General features: G+C 36.7%; 20 protein-coding genes, 1 tRNA gene and 1 pseudogene. 10 read left to right on the top strand and 12 right to left on the bottom strand.

The genetic code is table 11. The features are described from left to right. On the top strand, positions 1-226 hold a 226-nt coding region (locus EA365_09370; protein TVQ44865.1), incomplete at its 5' end, for a tetratricopeptide repeat protein. A 30-nt stretch (positions 227-256) separates the two neighbouring features. On the opposite strand, the gene EA365_09365 is transcribed toward EA365_09370, so the two are convergent. From EA365_09365 to EA365_09350, 4 genes are all read right to left on the bottom strand, one after another. Further along, positions 257-922 (bottom strand): HEAT repeat domain-containing protein, encoded by a 666-nt coding sequence (locus EA365_09365; GenBank protein ID TVQ44860.1) that lies wholly within the window; start codon positions 920-922, stop codon positions 257-259. Further along, entirely contained in the window at positions 922-1,380 is a 459-nt protein-coding gene (locus tag EA365_09360) for a CBS domain-containing protein (GenBank protein ID TVQ44859.1), read from the bottom strand. The genes EA365_09365 and EA365_09360 overlap by 1 nt, the downstream gene beginning before the upstream one ends. 3 nt (positions 1,381-1,383) lie before the next feature. Further along, a complete protein-coding gene (locus tag EA365_09355) occupies positions 1,384-3,411 on the bottom strand; it encodes an elongation factor G (GenBank protein ID TVQ44858.1) in 2,028 nt (675 codons plus the stop codon). A 175-nt stretch (positions 3,412-3,586) separates the two neighbouring features. Then, positions 3,587-4,516 carry a cobalamin-binding protein gene (locus EA365_09350; protein TVQ44857.1) on the bottom strand — a complete coding sequence of 310 codons (930 nt, stop codon included), beginning with the start codon at positions 4,514-4,516 and terminating at the stop codon, positions 3,587-3,589. 225 nt (positions 4,517-4,741) lie between these two features. On the opposite strand from EA365_09350, the gene EA365_09345 reads away from it, so the two are divergent. The 4 genes from EA365_09345 (at position 4,742) to EA365_09330 (ending at position 6,519) form a co-directional block, all read left to right on the top strand. Next, positions 4,742-4,942, top strand: a complete 201-nt coding sequence (locus EA365_09345) for a hypothetical protein (GenBank protein ID TVQ44856.1) — start codon at positions 4,742-4,744, stop codon at positions 4,940-4,942. Next, positions 4,939-5,193: a type II toxin-antitoxin system RelE/ParE family toxin gene (locus EA365_09340; protein TVQ44864.1), complete on the top strand. Its 255-nt coding sequence runs from the start codon at positions 4,939-4,941 to the stop codon at positions 5,191-5,193. The genes EA365_09345 and EA365_09340 overlap by 4 nt, the downstream gene beginning before the upstream one ends. 168 nt (positions 5,194-5,361) lie before the next feature. Next, entirely contained in the window at positions 5,362-6,396 is a 1,035-nt protein-coding gene (locus EA365_09335) for a ribonucleotide-diphosphate reductase subunit beta (protein TVQ44855.1), read from the top strand. Between the two features lie 36 nt (positions 6,397-6,432). Then, a tRNA-Ser gene (locus EA365_09330) sits at positions 6,433-6,519 on the top strand. A gap of 4 nt (positions 6,520-6,523) precedes the next feature. On the opposite strand, the gene EA365_09325 is transcribed toward EA365_09330, so the two are convergent. Then, a complete protein-coding gene (locus EA365_09325) occupies positions 6,524-6,985 on the bottom strand; it encodes an ATP-binding cassette domain-containing protein (protein TVQ44854.1) in 462 nt (153 codons plus the stop codon). A gap of 213 nt (positions 6,986-7,198) precedes the next feature. Here EA365_09325 and EA365_09320 point away from each other — a divergent pair. The 4 genes and pseudogenes from EA365_09320 to EA365_09305 all read left to right on the top strand — a co-directional run bounded on the left by EA365_09320 (position 7,199) and on the right by EA365_09305 (position 10,621). After that, positions 7,199-7,542, top strand: a pseudogene (locus EA365_09320) (type II toxin-antitoxin system RelE/ParE family toxin). A gap of 6 nt (positions 7,543-7,548) precedes the next feature. After that, positions 7,549-7,830: a Fis family transcriptional regulator gene (locus tag EA365_09315; protein TVQ44853.1), complete on the top strand. Its 282-nt coding sequence runs from the start codon at positions 7,549-7,551 to the stop codon at positions 7,828-7,830. Between the two features lie 369 nt (positions 7,831-8,199). Then, positions 8,200-9,945 (top strand): IS1634 family transposase, encoded by a 1,746-nt coding sequence (locus EA365_09310; protein ID TVQ44852.1) that lies wholly within the window; start codon positions 8,200-8,202, stop codon positions 9,943-9,945. A 217-nt stretch (positions 9,946-10,162) separates the two neighbouring features. Next, a complete protein-coding gene (locus EA365_09305) occupies positions 10,163-10,621 on the top strand; it encodes a hypothetical protein (GenBank protein TVQ44851.1) in 459 nt (152 codons plus the stop codon). A 366-nt stretch (positions 10,622-10,987) separates the two neighbouring features. Here the strand turns inward: EA365_09305 and EA365_09300 are convergent, their stop codons facing one another. Beyond that, positions 10,988-11,524, bottom strand: coding sequence for a TM2 domain-containing protein (locus EA365_09300; protein ID TVQ44850.1), 537 nt, complete (start codon positions 11,522-11,524; stop codon positions 10,988-10,990). Positions 11,525-11,559: 35 nt separating this feature from the next. Between EA365_09300 and cobA the strand changes: the two genes are divergently transcribed. Continuing rightward, positions 11,560-13,074 (top strand): uroporphyrinogen-III C-methyltransferase, encoded by a 1,515-nt coding sequence (gene cobA / locus EA365_09295; GenBank protein ID TVQ44849.1) that lies wholly within the window; start codon positions 11,560-11,562, stop codon positions 13,072-13,074. Here the strand turns inward: cobA and urtE are convergent. The 6 genes from urtE to EA365_09265 form a co-directional block, all read right to left on the bottom strand. Continuing rightward, complete coding sequence (urtE, locus tag EA365_09290) at positions 13,053-13,754, bottom strand: urea ABC transporter ATP-binding subunit UrtE (protein ID TVQ44848.1); 702 nt, start codon at positions 13,752-13,754, stop codon at positions 13,053-13,055. The genes cobA and urtE overlap by 22 nt on opposite strands. Before the next feature lie 9 nt (positions 13,755-13,763). Further along, positions 13,764-14,636, bottom strand: a complete 873-nt coding sequence (locus EA365_09285; protein TVQ44847.1) for a phosphorylase — start codon at positions 14,634-14,636, stop codon at positions 13,764-13,766. A 54-nt stretch (positions 14,637-14,690) separates the two neighbouring features. After that, the gene (locus EA365_09280; protein TVQ44846.1) at positions 14,691-14,879 is read right to left on the bottom strand and encodes a hypothetical protein; all 189 of its coding nucleotides are present in this window, start codon (positions 14,877-14,879) and stop codon (positions 14,691-14,693) included. Between the two features lie 144 nt (positions 14,880-15,023). Beyond that, positions 15,024-15,203, bottom strand: a complete 180-nt coding sequence (locus EA365_09275) for a hypothetical protein (GenBank protein ID TVQ44845.1) — start codon at positions 15,201-15,203, stop codon at positions 15,024-15,026. A gap of 131 nt (positions 15,204-15,334) precedes the next feature. Next, positions 15,335-15,913: a colanic acid biosynthesis acetyltransferase WcaF gene (gene wcaF, locus EA365_09270; GenBank protein TVQ44844.1), complete on the bottom strand. Its 579-nt coding sequence runs from the start codon at positions 15,911-15,913 to the stop codon at positions 15,335-15,337. Next, the gene (locus tag EA365_09265; protein TVQ44843.1) at positions 15,910-16,818 is read right to left on the bottom strand and encodes a glycosyltransferase family 2 protein; all 909 of its coding nucleotides are present in this window, start codon (positions 16,816-16,818) and stop codon (positions 15,910-15,912) included. The genes wcaF and EA365_09265 overlap by 4 nt, the downstream gene beginning before the upstream one ends. Between the last annotated feature and the right edge of the window lie 16 nt (positions 16,819-16,834).

Here is a 16,834-nt window from a genome sequence, read left to right as displayed (position 1 = left end):
TTATGCTAGTTTACAGATGTTTTATGATGCTGTTGTTGATTATAGCAAAGGGATACAACTAAATCCGAACTATGCTGATACCTATAATAATCGGGGGGTTGCTTACTATAATTTAAGAGACTATCAAAAAGCGATCGCCGATTATGAACAAGCGATTAGATTAAACCCCAATCATCCCCTAGCGAGGACTAATCTAGAGAACTTAAGACAAGAATTAGGAAGATAAGGACGCCGATAAACAACGTCCCTAACTATTTTATCCTAAAAGTTCCTGCGCAGAAGAAGCGATCGCTTCTACCGAATCCTGTGCTAAATGTTCTAAGATAGAACGAGATTCTGGGGTGATGCCCAAATTCGAGATAGCTTGTACTAAACGGTAGCGAATTTGCCAATCAGGATCTTGAGCTAGAGGTAATAACAAAGGTATTGCTTGAGGATCTTTTAACTCACCTAGTGAACTGACAGCTGCGGTTTTCACCAAAGGATTATCAGAGTTGAGAGCATCTGTTAGGAGTGCAAAACCCCGAGGATCGCCAAATTCTCCCAAACTAGCGATAATACTCATTTGAATAAGCCATTCAGAGGTGGAGTAGTAAACCTTTTCCAAATCGGCAAAAGCTTCGGTTAATTTTAACCCTCCGATCACATCTGCTGCTGCTGCTTGTACATCAACTTCAGAGTCATTATAGAGGCGATCGCGCAATAGTTCTAGAGTTTTGCTGAGATCACTTTGACCCAATGTATCCAATTGGCTAACCGCTGCATAACGTATCCTTGTGTTTTCGTCATTTAACAGAGGTTCAAGTATTTGAAAACTCCTATCTGGATCATTTAGGTGACGTAATTGATTAATTCCTTTGATGCGATCGCCGAAATTTTCCGAATTAATTAACTGTTGAACTGATTCTGGAGTAATGCTCATTATAAACCTGCCATGCTCCGAACGATATCACCTCTGGTAATTATTCCGACTACCTGAGCCGCTTCATTAACTACAGGTAATCTACGTACGTGTTTATCGTGCATTAAGCGAGCCGCATCCTTAACAGAAGATTGAGGATCGATGCTAATCGCTTTAGCCGTCATTACCTCTCCTACGGTTTGTCCAAGGGCTTTGTGAACCTCTTTTTCATAACGTGCGGGATTTTCTAGATAGATAACACTATCAAGGAACATCACGTAGGGTGGAGGCTCTATACCCGTTTCCTTCCACATTAAATCCGTTTCTGAAATCACCCCTACCAATTTACCATTATCATCGACAACTGGTAAACCACTAATCCGTTTTTCGGCGATAATTTTAATCGCCTCTGTCAGAGAAGTTTCTCTGGTAACGGTGATAGGATCTCTTGTCATTACCTCTGCTACTGTTTGATTCATAATTTAATGACCATTACTAGCTAACACATTAGCAGTTATTTTCTCTGGTACTTCTTGAAGATGATCATATTCCCAGTGGAAGAAGCCAACCCCTAGAGTCAGAGAGCGCAATTCAATGATCAGATTTTGCATTTCTGCTTGGGGTAAATAACCTGTCACCTGATCCCAACCTTTCCAATTAGCAACAGGTTCAAACCCGAGAATTTGTCCTCTTCTAGTGGTAATTAACTGCAAGACTTTAGAGGTAAACTCACTAGGAGCAGAAATAGTTACAGTTAGAATCGGTTCGAGTAAAATCGGCTCACAACTTGGCAATCCCTCACTCATAGCGATTCTCGCTGCTTGTTTAAAGGCTTGTTCAGAACTATCTACCGAGTGATAAGAACCATTAGTTAGGGTTACATCTACATCCACCACAGGAAACCCCAGAGGTCCTTGTTGCAGGTATTCTCTGACACCCATTTCTACTCCAGGTATATACTGTTTAGGTACAACTCCACCGACGATGGTTTCCTGGAAATTAAAACCTTGACCACGAGAGAGAGGTTTAATATCGAGATACACATCACCAAAAGCACCATGACCACCGCTTTGATGTTTATAACGTCCGTGGACGCTTTTACCTTGACGGATAGTTTCTTTATAGGGAATTTGGGGTAAATGGGTTTGCATAGGTAGATTATACTTACGTTTGAGACGTTCTAAAGCTACCCTTAGATGGATTTCACCTTGTCCCCAGAGTATCACTTCGTGAGTATCTCCATGTTGTTCCCAATCTAAGCTAGGATCTTCTTCTACTAATTTAGTTATAGCTGCACTGAGTTTTACTTCATCTTTACGATTTTCTGCGACGATCGCCAAAGCATAAACGGGTTTAAGTTGTTCCAACTTAGTCAACTTTTTCGGTTTCACCGTACCATTACTAAGAATATCCCCTGTTTTCACTCCTTCTAAGCGACTAACCGCGACTATTTCCCCAGTTTGAGCGGTGATTACACCTTGTGTTTGTTGTCCTAGCAATTGATAGAGATTACCAACCCGAAGCTCATTTAACACCATTCCTTCGGTTAGTTCTCCTTGCCACACTCTCACTACCGATAATCTGCCACCTTGGGGATTATAATAGGTTTTAAGAACTTGAATGATGGTATCGTTACTTTGATTTTTCAGTCCTCGACGAGCTGCACTTAATTCAGGTTCGGGAGCTTCTTTGACCAAAATATCTAAGAGAGGACGAACCCCATAATCTTGTTCAGCCATACCAAAACAAACAGGTACAATCTGATCTGCGCCTAATTCTTTCTTGAGATCTTCTCTAACTTCTTGTTGAGGTGGCTCGATATCTTCTAACAATTCTTCGAGGAGATGATCATCAAAATCTGCTATAGTTTCCAACATCTGGGCGTGAGCTTGTTTTTCTTCGGCTCTTAACTCTTCTGGTAAAGAAACCCGATCAGCTAAACTTCCTGGATGATAGTGATAAGCTTGTTCGGTAACTAAGTCTATATAACCTACTAAATCTCGTCCTTGATGAATTGGGTATTGTAGCGGTACTAGAGGACGACTTGATACTTCTTTGAGTGCTTGTAAAATTTCTTGATAGTGGTTGTTGGCGCGATCTATCTTATTGATAAAAACGATGTGAGGTATTTCCCAATCGTCTAGAAACTTAAACAAAGGTGCAAGGGTTAAAACCTTTTCCACTACTGGTTCACAAACTACTACTGCTGCGCCAACACCTATTAAAGCGTTATAAGTTTCTTGCAAAAATTCTACAGATCCTGGACAATCTATGAATTGTAAATCTATGTCTTGATACTCTGTTTTAGCTAAAGAAATCTCTACACTCATTTGGTGTTCTCTAGCTTCAGGACTACTATCTCCTACTGTATTTCCTTCTTTAATGCTTCCTTTGCGGTTAATTTTTCCCGTTACAAACAGTAAACTCTCTAGTAAACTAGTTTTACCGCTGGAATAAGGACCTACCAGGGCGACATTACGAACGCTATTAATCGCCATTTTTTCTTTCATACTATACTCCTAATATAGTCTCACTAAAATCTTTACTTAGTTCAGTTGCCGATTTTAGTTATCTATTGGGGAAACATTGTATTGATCATTTCCCCTTACTTTTGAGATTAGCGTATTCAGCATCAGGAGTAACCAAATTGCAATGTATTTTAACTTACAAATCCTTAAAAAAATATTAATTTAACCGTTTCCAGGCTATTTCTCGATGTTTTAGCTTAAACCAATCGGGATGGAGTATTTCTGCGAGAATTTCTATCGATTCTACTAAACGAGGTCCAGGACGATTGAAATAAGCATTACCATCGGTTATATACAAGCGATCGCTGTTAACTGCACGTAATTTTTGCCAATTAGGGTTAATATCCATGATTGCGGTTATTTCTGCTTTTGTTCTCTGCAAATCAAACCCGCAACACATGACAATAATCACATCAGGATCTGCTGTTAGTAAGTCTTGCCAAGATAAATACACCGATGGTTTACCTTTTGTACCGAATATATCCTCTCCTCCTGCTAATTCTACTAGTTCGGGTATCCAATTACCACTTCCCATCAGTGGATCTAGCCATTCTAAGGTTGCTACTCGTGGTTTTGCTAATAACCGTTGGCTATGTTGTTGATATTCTTCTACTCGTTGTTGTATTTTACTTAAGGTAGGTTGGGGGTCAATACCTAATTTTGTGCCAACACGGGTAATATCTCCCCACACATCAGCAAGGGTATGAGGTTGTAGAGAGATAATTTCGGGTTGAGGTTCAGCTAAAGTAGCTACTGCTTTAGTAACATCAGCAAAAGTAACCGCACAAACATCGCATTGATCCTGAGTAACAATATGAGTAGGTTTTAACTGTTTAATAACCTCAATATTGATTTCATAAATACTTAAAGCTGTTTGTAACAATTTTTGGACTTCTGTATCAATTTCAGCACTAGATTGATTAGTACTGAGTTTTGCGCCTGTACAAATCGGTAAATCGATAATTTCGGGTGGATAATCGCACTCGTGACTACGTCCCACCATCGCGGAGGTTAGATTTAAGGCTGCCAAAATTTCTGTAGCACTAGGTAATAAAGATATTATGCGTAAAGATTGTTCTTGTTTCATTTTTGAAATTGCTATCTTGATCTAAATGTCCTTACATTTTATCTAAACTTGATGAGCTATACTCTTGACAAAACTACATCTATCTTAGATACACCTGGGCGATCGGTTTGGAGAAATTAGTCTCTGTATCGCTGAACAGTTGTCTCAAGAAGGGATTGCACTCTTCAACAACAGTATAATTAGGTTACAATCAAGACAAGAATCAATGAAAAAACAGATGATAAAATGGAGTTAACAGAAAAGTACATTACGGATAGACAAGGTAATCGAATAGGTATTCTTTTGGATATAGAAGAATATCAAAAACTCTTAGAAGAATCAGAAGAACTAGAAGCCATCCGAGCCTATGATCAGGCTGTTTCATCAGATGATGAGGAAATTTCTTTTGAGCTAGCAGTGGCTGAAATTGAAAATTGTCGTCCATAAATTACGATATTACTATTAAAAAAGCTGCGGCTAAAGCTTTAAGCGTTCTCCCGAATGAAGATTATCAAAAAGTTCGGGATGCTATTCGGGCACTCGCCGAAAACCCCAGACCTTCAGGATGTTTGAAATTAACAGGACGAGAAGGTTGGCGTATTCGGATAGGAGTTTATCGGGTTATCTATAAGATCAATGATCAAGACAAAAAAGTAGTTGTCCTTGCTCTTGGACACCGACGCGATATTTATAGGTAAGATCATTGAGGTTAGATTTAAAGCTGCCAGAATTTATGTAGCACTAGGTAATCAAGATATTATGCGTAAAGATTGTTCTTGTTTCATTTTTGAAATTGCTATCTTGATATAAATGTCCTTACATTTAATTTAAACTTGATGAGCTATACTCTTGACAAAACCAAATCCATGCACATCAACCCTATCTTTAATCCAGAAGGGGATGACGCAATTGAAAATCGTTCGATTTGGTTCGGTAATACCACTAATTTAATGCAATTAAACGATGTTAGATACACCTGGGCGATCGGTTTGTATCAACAAATGCGTGAGAATTTTTGGATACCACAAAAACTGGATATTACCCAGGATGTGACTGATTATACTAATCTTACTCCTGAAGAGAGATACGCCTACGATGGGATTTTGTCTTATCTAACTTTTTTGGATTCTGTCCAAACCTGCAATATACCTCACCTTAAAAATAGTATAACAGCACCTGAAATCAGTCTGTGTATGGCTGAACAGCTTTCTCAAGAAGGGATGCACAATCAGTCTTACCAATATATTATTGAGACGATTATTCCTAGTGAGAGAAGAAGTGATGTCTATGATTTTTGGCGTCAAGACAAAGTTTTAGCCGATCGCTGTGAATTCATCGCTAAATTGTATCAACAATACGTGGATAACCCTAGTGCTGAAAATTACTTCATTTCTTTGTTAGCTGATTATTTGCTCGAAGGGTTATATTTTTATAACGGGTTTATTTATTTTTATAATTTAGCCTCACGGATGTTGATGCCAGGTTCAGCTGATATCTTCAAGATGATCAACAGAGACGAATTAAGTCACGTCAGACTCTATCAGCGCATTATCCCCGAAGCGATGAATACTTTTACTCACTCTCGGGAACAAATTTACGAAATGTTTGATTTAGCGGTTAAACATGAGTGTCGCTGGACTAACCACATTGTGGGTAATAATATTCTTGGTATCACAGAAGAAAGTACAGAACAATATACTAAGTATCTCGCTAATATCAGATTACGCTCAATTGGTTTAAATCCTCTCTATCCTGAAGAAAAGTACACCAAGAGTCCCTATAGTCATCTAGAACGCTTTTCTGACACTAAAAAAGAAGCCTTTACCAAAGCTAACTTTTTTGAATCTAGTGTTACCAGTTACGTTATGTCCTCTGGTGTCACAGGCTGGGACGAAATTTAAACAAAAACTATGCTAAGCTAAGGTAGCTAGCATAGTGGAGAGATGGCAGAGCGGTTGAATGCGACGGTCTCGAAAATCGTTACACCCGCAAGGGTGTCGAGGGTTCGAATCCCTCTCTCTCCGTTCATCAGGTTAAAAAATCTAAATGTTTGCCCTCTATCTTGCTTAATTCTGCCAAACTACCCTGTTGTTTAATCTTCCCTGATTCCAAATAAATAATATAGTCTGCTCTTTGTACTACCGTTGGGCGATGACTGATTAAAATTGTTGTTTTATCTTGACGATAGCTCAATAATTTATCTAGCAATTGAGCTTCACTAATGGGATCTAAACTGGCGGTGGATTCATCTAAAATTAAAATAGGAGGATTATTGACAATCGCCCTCGCCACTGCAATGCGTTGTCTTTCACCTCCTGATATATTTGCCCCAAATTCCCCTAAAACCGCATCGTATTTTTGTGGTAAATCGTTGATAAATTCGTGGGCTTCTGCTATTTTACAAGCGTTAACTATTTCTTCAAAAGTAACCAAAGGTGATGCTAAATAAAAATTTTCTCGGATAGAGCGACTCCAAAAATGCGCTGTCAATTATATTTGATGTGTGAAGTAACTAAGTATATTTACCACGTATAATCTAAAGCCTTTGCTATTAGTCGATTACAGAGCTTTGAAATACGATAAGTTTTTTTTAATGAATCTTTTAATTTATGGATTAAGCTGTCGATCGCGCTCTAAAATAATGTCAGGGAATCTTGATATTATTACGGAATGATTAAGTACCAAATATGGTACAATAACATCATGGATGACCAAAACTTAATTTTAACAGTTATTTTTTATCGTTCCGAAAGTAAACGAGAACCAGTTAGAGAGTGGTTAAAAAGTTTGTCTCAAGAAGAAAAAAAACTGATAGGGGAAGCAATTAAAACAGTACAATTTTCCTATCCAGTAGGAATGCCATTAGTCAAAAAAATATCTAGTGATTTATGGGAAGTAAGAGTTAATTTAAATAATAAAATTGCCTTTTCTTTACCATTCAAGATCAATCAATGATTTTACTACATGGTTTTATTAAAAAGTCGCAAAAAACACCCCATCAAGAATTAGAAATAGCCCAAACAAGATTGAAAAAGTTACAAGGATGAATAATTATGAATAATCAGCATTTAGGTAGTAATTTTGATGATTTTTTAGCAGAGGAAGGTTTATTGACAGAGGTGGAAGCAGTTGCTATTAAGAGGGTAATTGCTTATCAAATTGAACAAGAAATAAGTAAAAAAGGATGGACAAAAACAGATATGGCAAAGAAAATGAATACTAGCCGTTCATCTTTAGATCGTTTATTAGATCCTGAAAACTCCTCTATTAATCTGCAAACTATTATCAAGGCAACATCTATTTTAGGAAAAAAATTAAAGATAGAATTAGTTTAATAGGCTAATTTATTAGGTTCTCCCGGACTAAATATGGTAAATCAGTAAGAAAAATACCAGTTAAGTAAAATTCTTATTTTCTTTGCAGTATGCAAACAGTCTCTTTCCCGATGAAGAGGAGATGGTTTAGTGCCATTCAAGCCATTTACCTGGTGTCACAGGTATCAAGCGTATTCCTGCTGTGGTGTTGTCGTCCGCAGCTTATTTGCATATATTTTTAACGGAACTTCCCCCTGAAAAAAAATCAAGAAAGAGCTGAAAAGAGCTTCTAGAAGAGAATTGAGCCTAATAATGTCTGAGAACTGTACCCATGTAAATTTAAGATTTTCTTAAGATTTTTGACTTAAGGAAAATGTTAAAATTGTAGACATGTATATAGAAAGAGTTCCCAATCGTAATTCTCCCCCAGCCATATTACTTCGCGAATCATATCGCGAAGGAGATAAGATTTGCAAAAGAACCATAGCCAATCTTTCTCAACTACCAGATGATGTCATTGACAATCTCAAAGCCGCTCTTAAAGGCGGTAAAATTATAGATAATATTGAATCAGTATTGAAGGTTAAAAGAAGTCTACCACATGGTCATATTGCCGCAATACTAGGAACAATTAAAAAGATAGGATTAGAGCCAATAATAGAAAGCGAAAATAACAAGAGAAACGCCATTATAAAAAGTCTAATTACCGCCAGAATTATTGACCCAAAATCCAAGCTAGCCACGAGTCGAGGGTTAAGAAGAGAAACGGCTAACAGTAGTTTGGGCAAAATACTGAACTTAGAAAAAGTAACAGAAGATGATTTATATGAAGCCTTAGATTGGTTGGGAGACTCTCAAGAAGCAATAGAAGAGAAATTAGCAGCAAAAGAATTAAGAGAAGGTTCACTAGTCTTATATGACCTCACCTCAACTTATTTAGAAGGAGAGGCATGTAACTTAGGAAAATATGGATATAGCAGAGACAAAAAAAGAGGATATACTCAAATAGTATTTGGCTTAATTTGTAACAGTCAAGGATGTCCTGTTGCAGTAGAAGTGTTTCCAGGAAATACAAATGATGCTAGTACAGTCAAAAAACAAATTGAAAAAGTTAGAGATAGATTTAGACTCTCTTCAGTAGTGTGGGTAGGAGACAAAGGAATGCTCACTAATCTAGTTATCAAAGAAGAATTAAGCAACAGTGAAAGTATCGATTGGATAACTACATTAAGAAAAAGCCAAATCAAGCAACTAGTTGAAAGACAAGAAATACAGCTCGGACTATTTGATGAAAGAAACATAGTCGAAATTGAATCAGATGAATATCCAGGAGAAAGATTAGTAGTCTGTAAAAATCCCTTATTAGCAGCAAGTAACCAATATAAAAGGGAAGAATTAATCAAAGCTACAGCTATTGAATTAGATAAAATAGTAGCAGCAACTCAAAGAGAAAAAAGAGCCTTATCTGGTCAAGATAAAATCGGATTAAGAGTAGGTAAAGTAATTAATAAATATAAAGTAGGGAAATACTTTGAGTTAGAAATGACAGACAACAGTTTCCATTATTCCCTGAAACAAGAAATCAAAAAAGCCGACGAGGTTATGGATGGACTATACATGATTAGAACGTCAGTAAAAGCAGCAAATATGTCCGCAATTGAGACAGTAAAAGCCTATAAAAAATTAGCAAAAGTTGAACAAGCATTTCGCTCATTGAAGAGCATAGATTTAAAAGTTAGACCAATTTATCATTATCGTGATCATCGAGTTAAAGCACACATTTTCTTGTGTATGCTATCTTATTATGTAGAATGGTATATGCGGCAATCGCTCACAAGTTTATTATTTGAAGAAGAACCAGAAGAATTAAGTCTTGATGAAAGTCGAGTGCTGAAATATCAAGCTAGTTCTAAAACTAAAAGAAAGAGTAGAACGAAAAAAAATGAACTAGATGAGCCCGTACATAGTTTTCGGACTTTACTTAATGATTTAGGCACAATCTGTTTAAATACTATTGAGGTAGTCACTATTGGTCAATCTTTGATGTTTGAGAAGATTACAGAATTGACTGACTTACAACAGAAAGTGATAGATTTACTCAAAGTTACTCCCTTTTGTACCCATGTAAATGGCTAGCGTTCGCCCTTAAAACTCAGACACAGCATAGATTTCTATTTTTGTCAAAAGGGAAGTTCCGTTATATGAGCGCTTCTTTTTTTCTTCTTGCTTTGAGCGTAGCGCTATCTAAGGTTTTCGTCAAAAACTTTCCCTATGATTACCAGAAAATGCAATTTAGTATCAAATATTGTAGAATACAAAAAACCTTTGTATGCCATGTTGCTATAATGTGATTATGATTTACACAAAAACTATTCCTTTTCATGGTCAAAAATCAACAGTTATTGGTACCGCTCAAACCATTTTAATACAAAGTAGTTTTGTTATTACTTCATTAACTGAAAATGGAATTGTCGCTCTTGCTAATAATCCTTTTACCTCAGAAAATAAACAGTTTAGTGAGCTGGCTTATGTTAAAATTTATGTCACGGATAGTTCAATTACTCTAGAGTCTAAGACAAAAAAAATGGTTGATTTTGGGATGATTTTTGCGAGTTTTACGGTAATTATCTCATTTATTGTTATGTGTGTGTTTTTATTTCGGACATTGAGAGCAGATAATTCTATTGAGCCATTTTTTGTATTATTTTTTGCGTCAATGAGTCTATTCTTCGGCTTTTTGCCAATACTTACAAACAAATTATATAAACGACAATTAGATATCTTGCTCAAGAATTTAGCTCAAGTTGGCTAAATCAATCGGGATTAGGCTCTTTCGCCATTATGATACTCCCGTCAGTTAAGCTATTCCCCTTATTTTTCGAGAAGATTTAGCTAATATGGGCTTCTCGTCCCACACTTTGTTTTCGACACAAAAATAATCGCTCCAAGTGTAGGATGAATCGCCAGTGTGTGTTACTATTTTCCTAGTGGAGCTGGACGTGTACCTCACTATAAAAAGCTGTAGTGGGAAAGAAGGAGTACCACGATGGAAGTTCAAGAAGGATAATTTCCGCTTGAAGCCTACACTTTACGAACGTAAGTGTATGGAGCGTCACCCTCAATTCATTTTTGGGCTAATAATTTCATAATTGTATCCTAGGGATATCAATTTATTTCTTTAGGCTACGTCATGAAAATCATAGATTAAAACTCCAGTAACAGGGTGGTTAGTAAGAGATATATAACCTCGTTTAACCATCTCTGAGAGAATAGCTTCGGCTTTTTCAAAAGTTATCCCTGTATCAATCACCGCGTCTGTGAGAGAGAGTTTACCTTGTTTTTTTTGTGAAGCTTTAGTCAGAATAACCATTAATTCTTGGTCAGATAGATTATTAATATTTTCAGCTTTTTTATCTGGTACAGTAAGGGTAACTTGGGGTAGTTGAGATCCGCCAACAGAACCAGGATTTAATAACCCATATTTGCGATAGACTTTAAAGTTATGTTCATCTACCATATCCGACATGACAAATAAGTCAATAAATTGACCTATACCAAAAAATCCCCAGGTACACAACCAGAGTAAACCAGTAAAAATCTTTTTATTATAAAATCGATGTAATCCAGCTACTCCAAACAGACAAGCTAACCAGAGTAGGTAACTCATCCCAACGTTGTTAAGATGGTATTTGATATCGTTTGAATTGTTATTCATAGTCTCTGACTTTTTAAGTACCTCTAATTTCCATTATGAGTCGTTTTGCTAAAGATAACAACAAGGGGAAAGTATATTTAGTAGGTGGTGGACCTGGTAATCAAGATTTGCTGACTCTCCAAGCTCAAGAAGTATTACAACGAGCAGAAGTACTAATTTATGATGCTTTAATAGACTCTGATTTGTTAAATATAGTTCCCGAAGACTGTTTAAAAATAGATGTGGGTAAACGGGGAGGACAAAAAAGTACTCCTCAAACTAAGATTAATCAGTTACTCGTGGCTTATTGTCATCAGGGTAAACAAGTAGTCAGATTAAAAAGTGGTGATCCGTTTATTTTTGGGCGTTCTCGCGCTGAAATTGAGGCTTTAAACCAAACTAATTGTGCTTATCGAGTTATTCCTGGTCTTTCCTCTGCTTTAGTTGCTCCTTTGTTAGAGGGTATCCCTTTGACTGATCCTCTCTTGAGTCGTCATTTTGTGGTTGTGAGTGGACATCAACCCACAGCTTTAGATTGGTCTGGTTTAGCTAAGATAGATACTATAGTGATTTTAATGGGGACTCATAATCTAGAAGTAATTATAAATAAACTAGAAGAAGAAGGGCGATCGCCTAGTGAACCTATCGCTATTATCCAATCTTGTGGTACTAATAAACAGAAGATTTGGCGAGGGACTTTAGCTGATATAGTAGAAAAAACCAAGAATTTGTCTCTCTCACCTGCAGTAATAATTATTGGTCAAGTTATTCAAAATAGTTTTATGTCTCAATCTCTACCTTTAACGGGTAAAACTATCCTAGTTACCCGCGCTGCTGAACAGGCGAGCGAATTTACACAATTGCTACAACATGAAGGAGCAAAGGTCATAGAAATGCCAACTCTACAGATTACCCCTCCCTCGGATTGGCAAGATTTAGATAGGGCGATCGCTTTTCTTGATGATTTTGATTGGCTAATTCTTACCTCAGCTAACGCGGTTGAATACTTTCTACAACGCTTAATTAAGTTAAAAGGAGATATCCGCGGGTTAAGTAAACTAAAAATAGCGGTAGTAGGCAAAAAAACCGCTAGTAGTCTAACTAAATATCATCTCAAACCCGATTTTATTCCCCCTAATTTTATCGCTGATTCTTTAGTAGCCAATTTTCCTGAGAGATTATCTAATCTACAGATTCTTTTTCCTAGAGTAGAAACAGGAGGGAGAGAAATACTTGTACGAGAATTTACTAAACAAGGTGCTATGGTTACTGAAGTTGCAGCTTATCAGTCTCAATGTCCTCAAAATCTAGATAACATCACCAAAACTGCTTTACTCAACCGAGAAATAGATATCATTACTTTTGCTAGTTCTAAAACCGTACAGAATTTCTCTACATTAATAGCATCTCTTCCCTTGTCTAGTCTCGATGGGGTGATTATTGCTTCTATAGGACCACAAACTTCTCAAACTTGTCAAGAATTATTCCAAAGGGTGGATATAGAAGCGCGAGAATATACTCTTTCAGGTTTAACCCAAGCAATCTGTGATTATACCGCTAAGAATTCTTGAATAATTTCTTTACTTAAATCCTCGGTTAAACCAGAAGCAACAATACCTCCTTTTTGCATAGCATAATATCTATCAGCTTGACGGACAAAGTGTAAATGTTGTTCTACCAATAATACTGAAATACCTGTAGCTTGGATAATTTTACGTACTGCAGCTTCAATCTCTAAAATAATCGAGGGTTGAATACCTTCTGTGGGTTCATCTAATAATAACAGACGGGGTTGTCCCATTAAAGCACGAGCGATCGCTAATTGTTGTTGTTGTCCTCCACTTAAATCACCTCCCATCCGAGATAACATCGTCTCTAAGACGGGAAATAATTCGTAAATCGTTTCGGGTATTTCTGATTTACCATTCCCTCTGTCTCCTAGACTCTCTAAACCCAACAGTAAATTTTCTTTTACCGTTAAACGGGGTATAATTTCCCTTCCCTGGGGAACATAACCAATACCTAAGCGTGCACGTTTATCTGTAGAATAGCGCAATAAGTCTTTATCGTCGTAAATAATTGTACCAGTACGAGGCTTGAGTAAGCCCATAATCGTTTTCATCAGAGTTGTTTTACCAACCCCATTACGCCCAATTAAACACACCATTTCCCCTGTAGGTATATTCATATCTACATCTCGCAGAATATGACTCTCACCATAGTAAACGTTTAAATTAGTAATCTGTAGCATTATTTTGATCTATTTAGTAATTGCAACTGCTCGAAGAATATTTAAGGGTTGATATTCCTTAACAAAATCTAATTCCTCTTGATGACGCACTAACATTGCACCTGCAAAACCTAAAGAATTGATACCAATCTCTTGATAACCAGGTTGAGAGCGCGGAATTATTAACATCCATTCTCTTCGCATTAATAAATTATAGGGTGCGCCCTCGGTTAAATTCAAAGCGGTTAATAATTTTTGATAGCTATTTAAACTAATTTGAGCTAATTCTGCTATTGTCTTGGATTCTTGATATTCCAATTTAGTATAAACATGACTGAAGGGAAAAGCTTTAATTATTCCAATTGATTGTTTCCACTCGACATTATTCATAACTCCTTCAATAGGAATCCCAGGAACTCCTGGAGCTAATTCTAAAGGAATCAATTGTAAATGTTTGTGTTTAACAGAAGCTCCTGCTATTTTGCCAGCGTTGTAAAAGGCTAACCCGTCAAAATGGGCTAAAATTGCCCAAAGTCCTAGGAAATCAGCGAAATTGAGCAATTTTTCTTGTTCTTCAAACTCACGAGTAACAATCAATAAGTGCTCATCTATGACATTATATTTATTCAATAGACATAAGTGAGTATCAGAAATATCTGTCACAAATAAATCTGTTTCGTAGGGTAGAAAAGGGTTAAAGTTGGGTTTGAGCGCTTCTTTTTGTTGTGCTTCTTGTTTACGTCTTAAATTCTTAACAATTCTAACGACAAAATCTATCCCACCATTAGATATTATTTCATAAGCGGTGGGAATAGACTGTAATGCTCCTGTTTGTTGAGCTAGAGATATTTGGTTTTTGAGTTTTTGCTGGAAGTCTTTTGATTCTAAAATAATTGTGCTCATTGATACATTTTTTTGTGATAATAACCAATAAGCATTAAGCTAGCGTTCTAAGATTTAAGAAGCTATATAACGAGATTGTTGTTTAACTTGACCCCTGATGACTGCTTGTTGTAAGCTCATGAAGGCTTCTAAATCTTCCTGCTCGTATTTTTGCTTTAACATTAGCCTTAGTTTTTGTTCGTTAGCCAGGGTTAGACTTCCTGTAGCTATAGCCGCTTCGGCAATTTCACGTATAAAGACCATTATTTACCCCTCACCTTGATTTAGTCATAGGTTAACAAATTTTTAGTTAAATTAGGGTTAACTTTATATAAATATAAAGAAAATATAAAGAAGAAAAGCCTCCCACCTAAGAGAGACTTCATCTGCTATAATGATAAACCTAGCTTACCTAACTTTTTTTTCAATGACAGCTAACATTCGCTCCCGTACCACCTGTGCCCATAAGGAAAAATCAAATTGAGCATCGACAGGGTCAAGAGCGCGTTTATAAGTGTAAATACTAATTACGTTGGTGGTGGGTAGCTGGACAGAGTTAAGTTGATTTTCTGGTGTTTGTTTAATCATTGAAGAACCTTTGCCTCAAATTTAAGAGTAAACTGAATGAGGCGCGTTCCTTCGGGAGAGCTATCTCCTTACTTCCGTCTCTAATCTAGAGATGAACGTTTTTATTTTACTGTTATTAATATAATTATAACTTACAAAATTGGAGAGTTGAGCTTATTTTTTGTCAACTTTCTCGGATATTGAGGACGACAGGGATTCCCCCAAGCGACTAAATTTTCAGATAAATCATTAAAAACACTGCTACGCGCTCCTACCACTGTATTATTACCAATGATTACTCCAGGAGCTATAAAACAGTCTGTAGCTATCCAAACACCACTACCAACAATAATTGGTGCAGTAATCAACCCAAAGTGTATATCTTCTAGATCATGACTACCAGTACAGAGATAAGATTTTTGGGAAATTACCGTATGAGAACCAATCTCAATATTATCTAGACTATAAAAGGTGACATTATCGCCAATCCAACTATAATCACCAATGGTTACTTTCCAAGGATAAGTAAATCTAGCTGTAGGACGAATAATAACTTGTTCACCAATTTTAGCGCCAAATAGACGCAACAGTGCACATCGAAACCAGTTAAAATTGTGTAAGCTCAAAGGAAAACCAATACTTTGTACTAACCACCAGAGTAAAATAAACCAAGTTGGACGTCCTCTGTCGAATCCCGATTGGTCATATTTACGTAAATCTACTGTTTTCATGCTCTCGATTCGTCTGGTAAATTGAGTTTACCGCCAAACTTGCGTAGCTCATAGAGTTTTACTTGAATTTGATATTCATATTGACTTAGTAAACGAGCGTAAATATAACCCGCTTTACCATCGAGAAAACCTAAACGAATCCAGTAAAACCAAATAAATCGCAATAGGGGTTTAAAGGGTAAATAAATCCAAATTTTTTTGAGAAAACGTTTTCTTTGTATAGGATTACCTAGAAAATTAGCCTTGATGGTGTTTTCTTGTTTTCCCCCCTGAAGCAAATTATAATAAACTCTCGCTTCCCAGTTGGAATAACGGTTATGACGCTCTAACCATTGATAGATATCTCTAAAATCTATGTGCAACATATCATTTTGCAGATAGCCTGCTTTTCCTGTTAACAGGATATGCTCATGAACTTCGTTATCTCCTGTATTGGGTACATCTTCTGTATGTAAATTTTCGTAACGACCTTTTTCGTGTCGAAATAACCGTAAATTCCAGTCGGGATATTTCCCACCATAACGAATCCATTTACCGAGAAAATAAACCCTACGATTGAGATAATAACCGTTGTACTCCGTATGTTGAATCACTGTAGCAATTTCTGACCACAATTCTGGAGTGATTCTTTCGTCACAGTCAACGATTAAAACCCACTCATAGTTAAAAGGGAGATTATCTAATGCCCAATTTTTCTTTTTGGGCCAACCTCCCTTAAAATAAAATTGCACTACTTGTGCTCCATAACTTGTGGCAATTTCAAGAGTGCGATCGTCGCTTTGAGAATCAACCACAAAAACTTCAGCTGCTTTATTGACGCTTTCTAAACAACTAGGTAAGTTTAATTCTTCGTTTTTAGCAGGAATCAAGACAGATACAGGGATTTTTTCAGACTGACTAGTCATGGTCACAATTAGTTTA

The sequence above is a fragment of the Gloeocapsa sp. DLM2.Bin57 genome (assembly GCA_007693955.1).
Classification (GTDB): domain Bacteria; phylum Cyanobacteriota; class Cyanobacteriia; order Cyanobacteriales; family Gloeocapsaceae; genus Gloeocapsa.
Note: the sequence above shows the minus strand (reverse complement) of the source record. Positions and strands in the feature narration are given on the sequence as shown.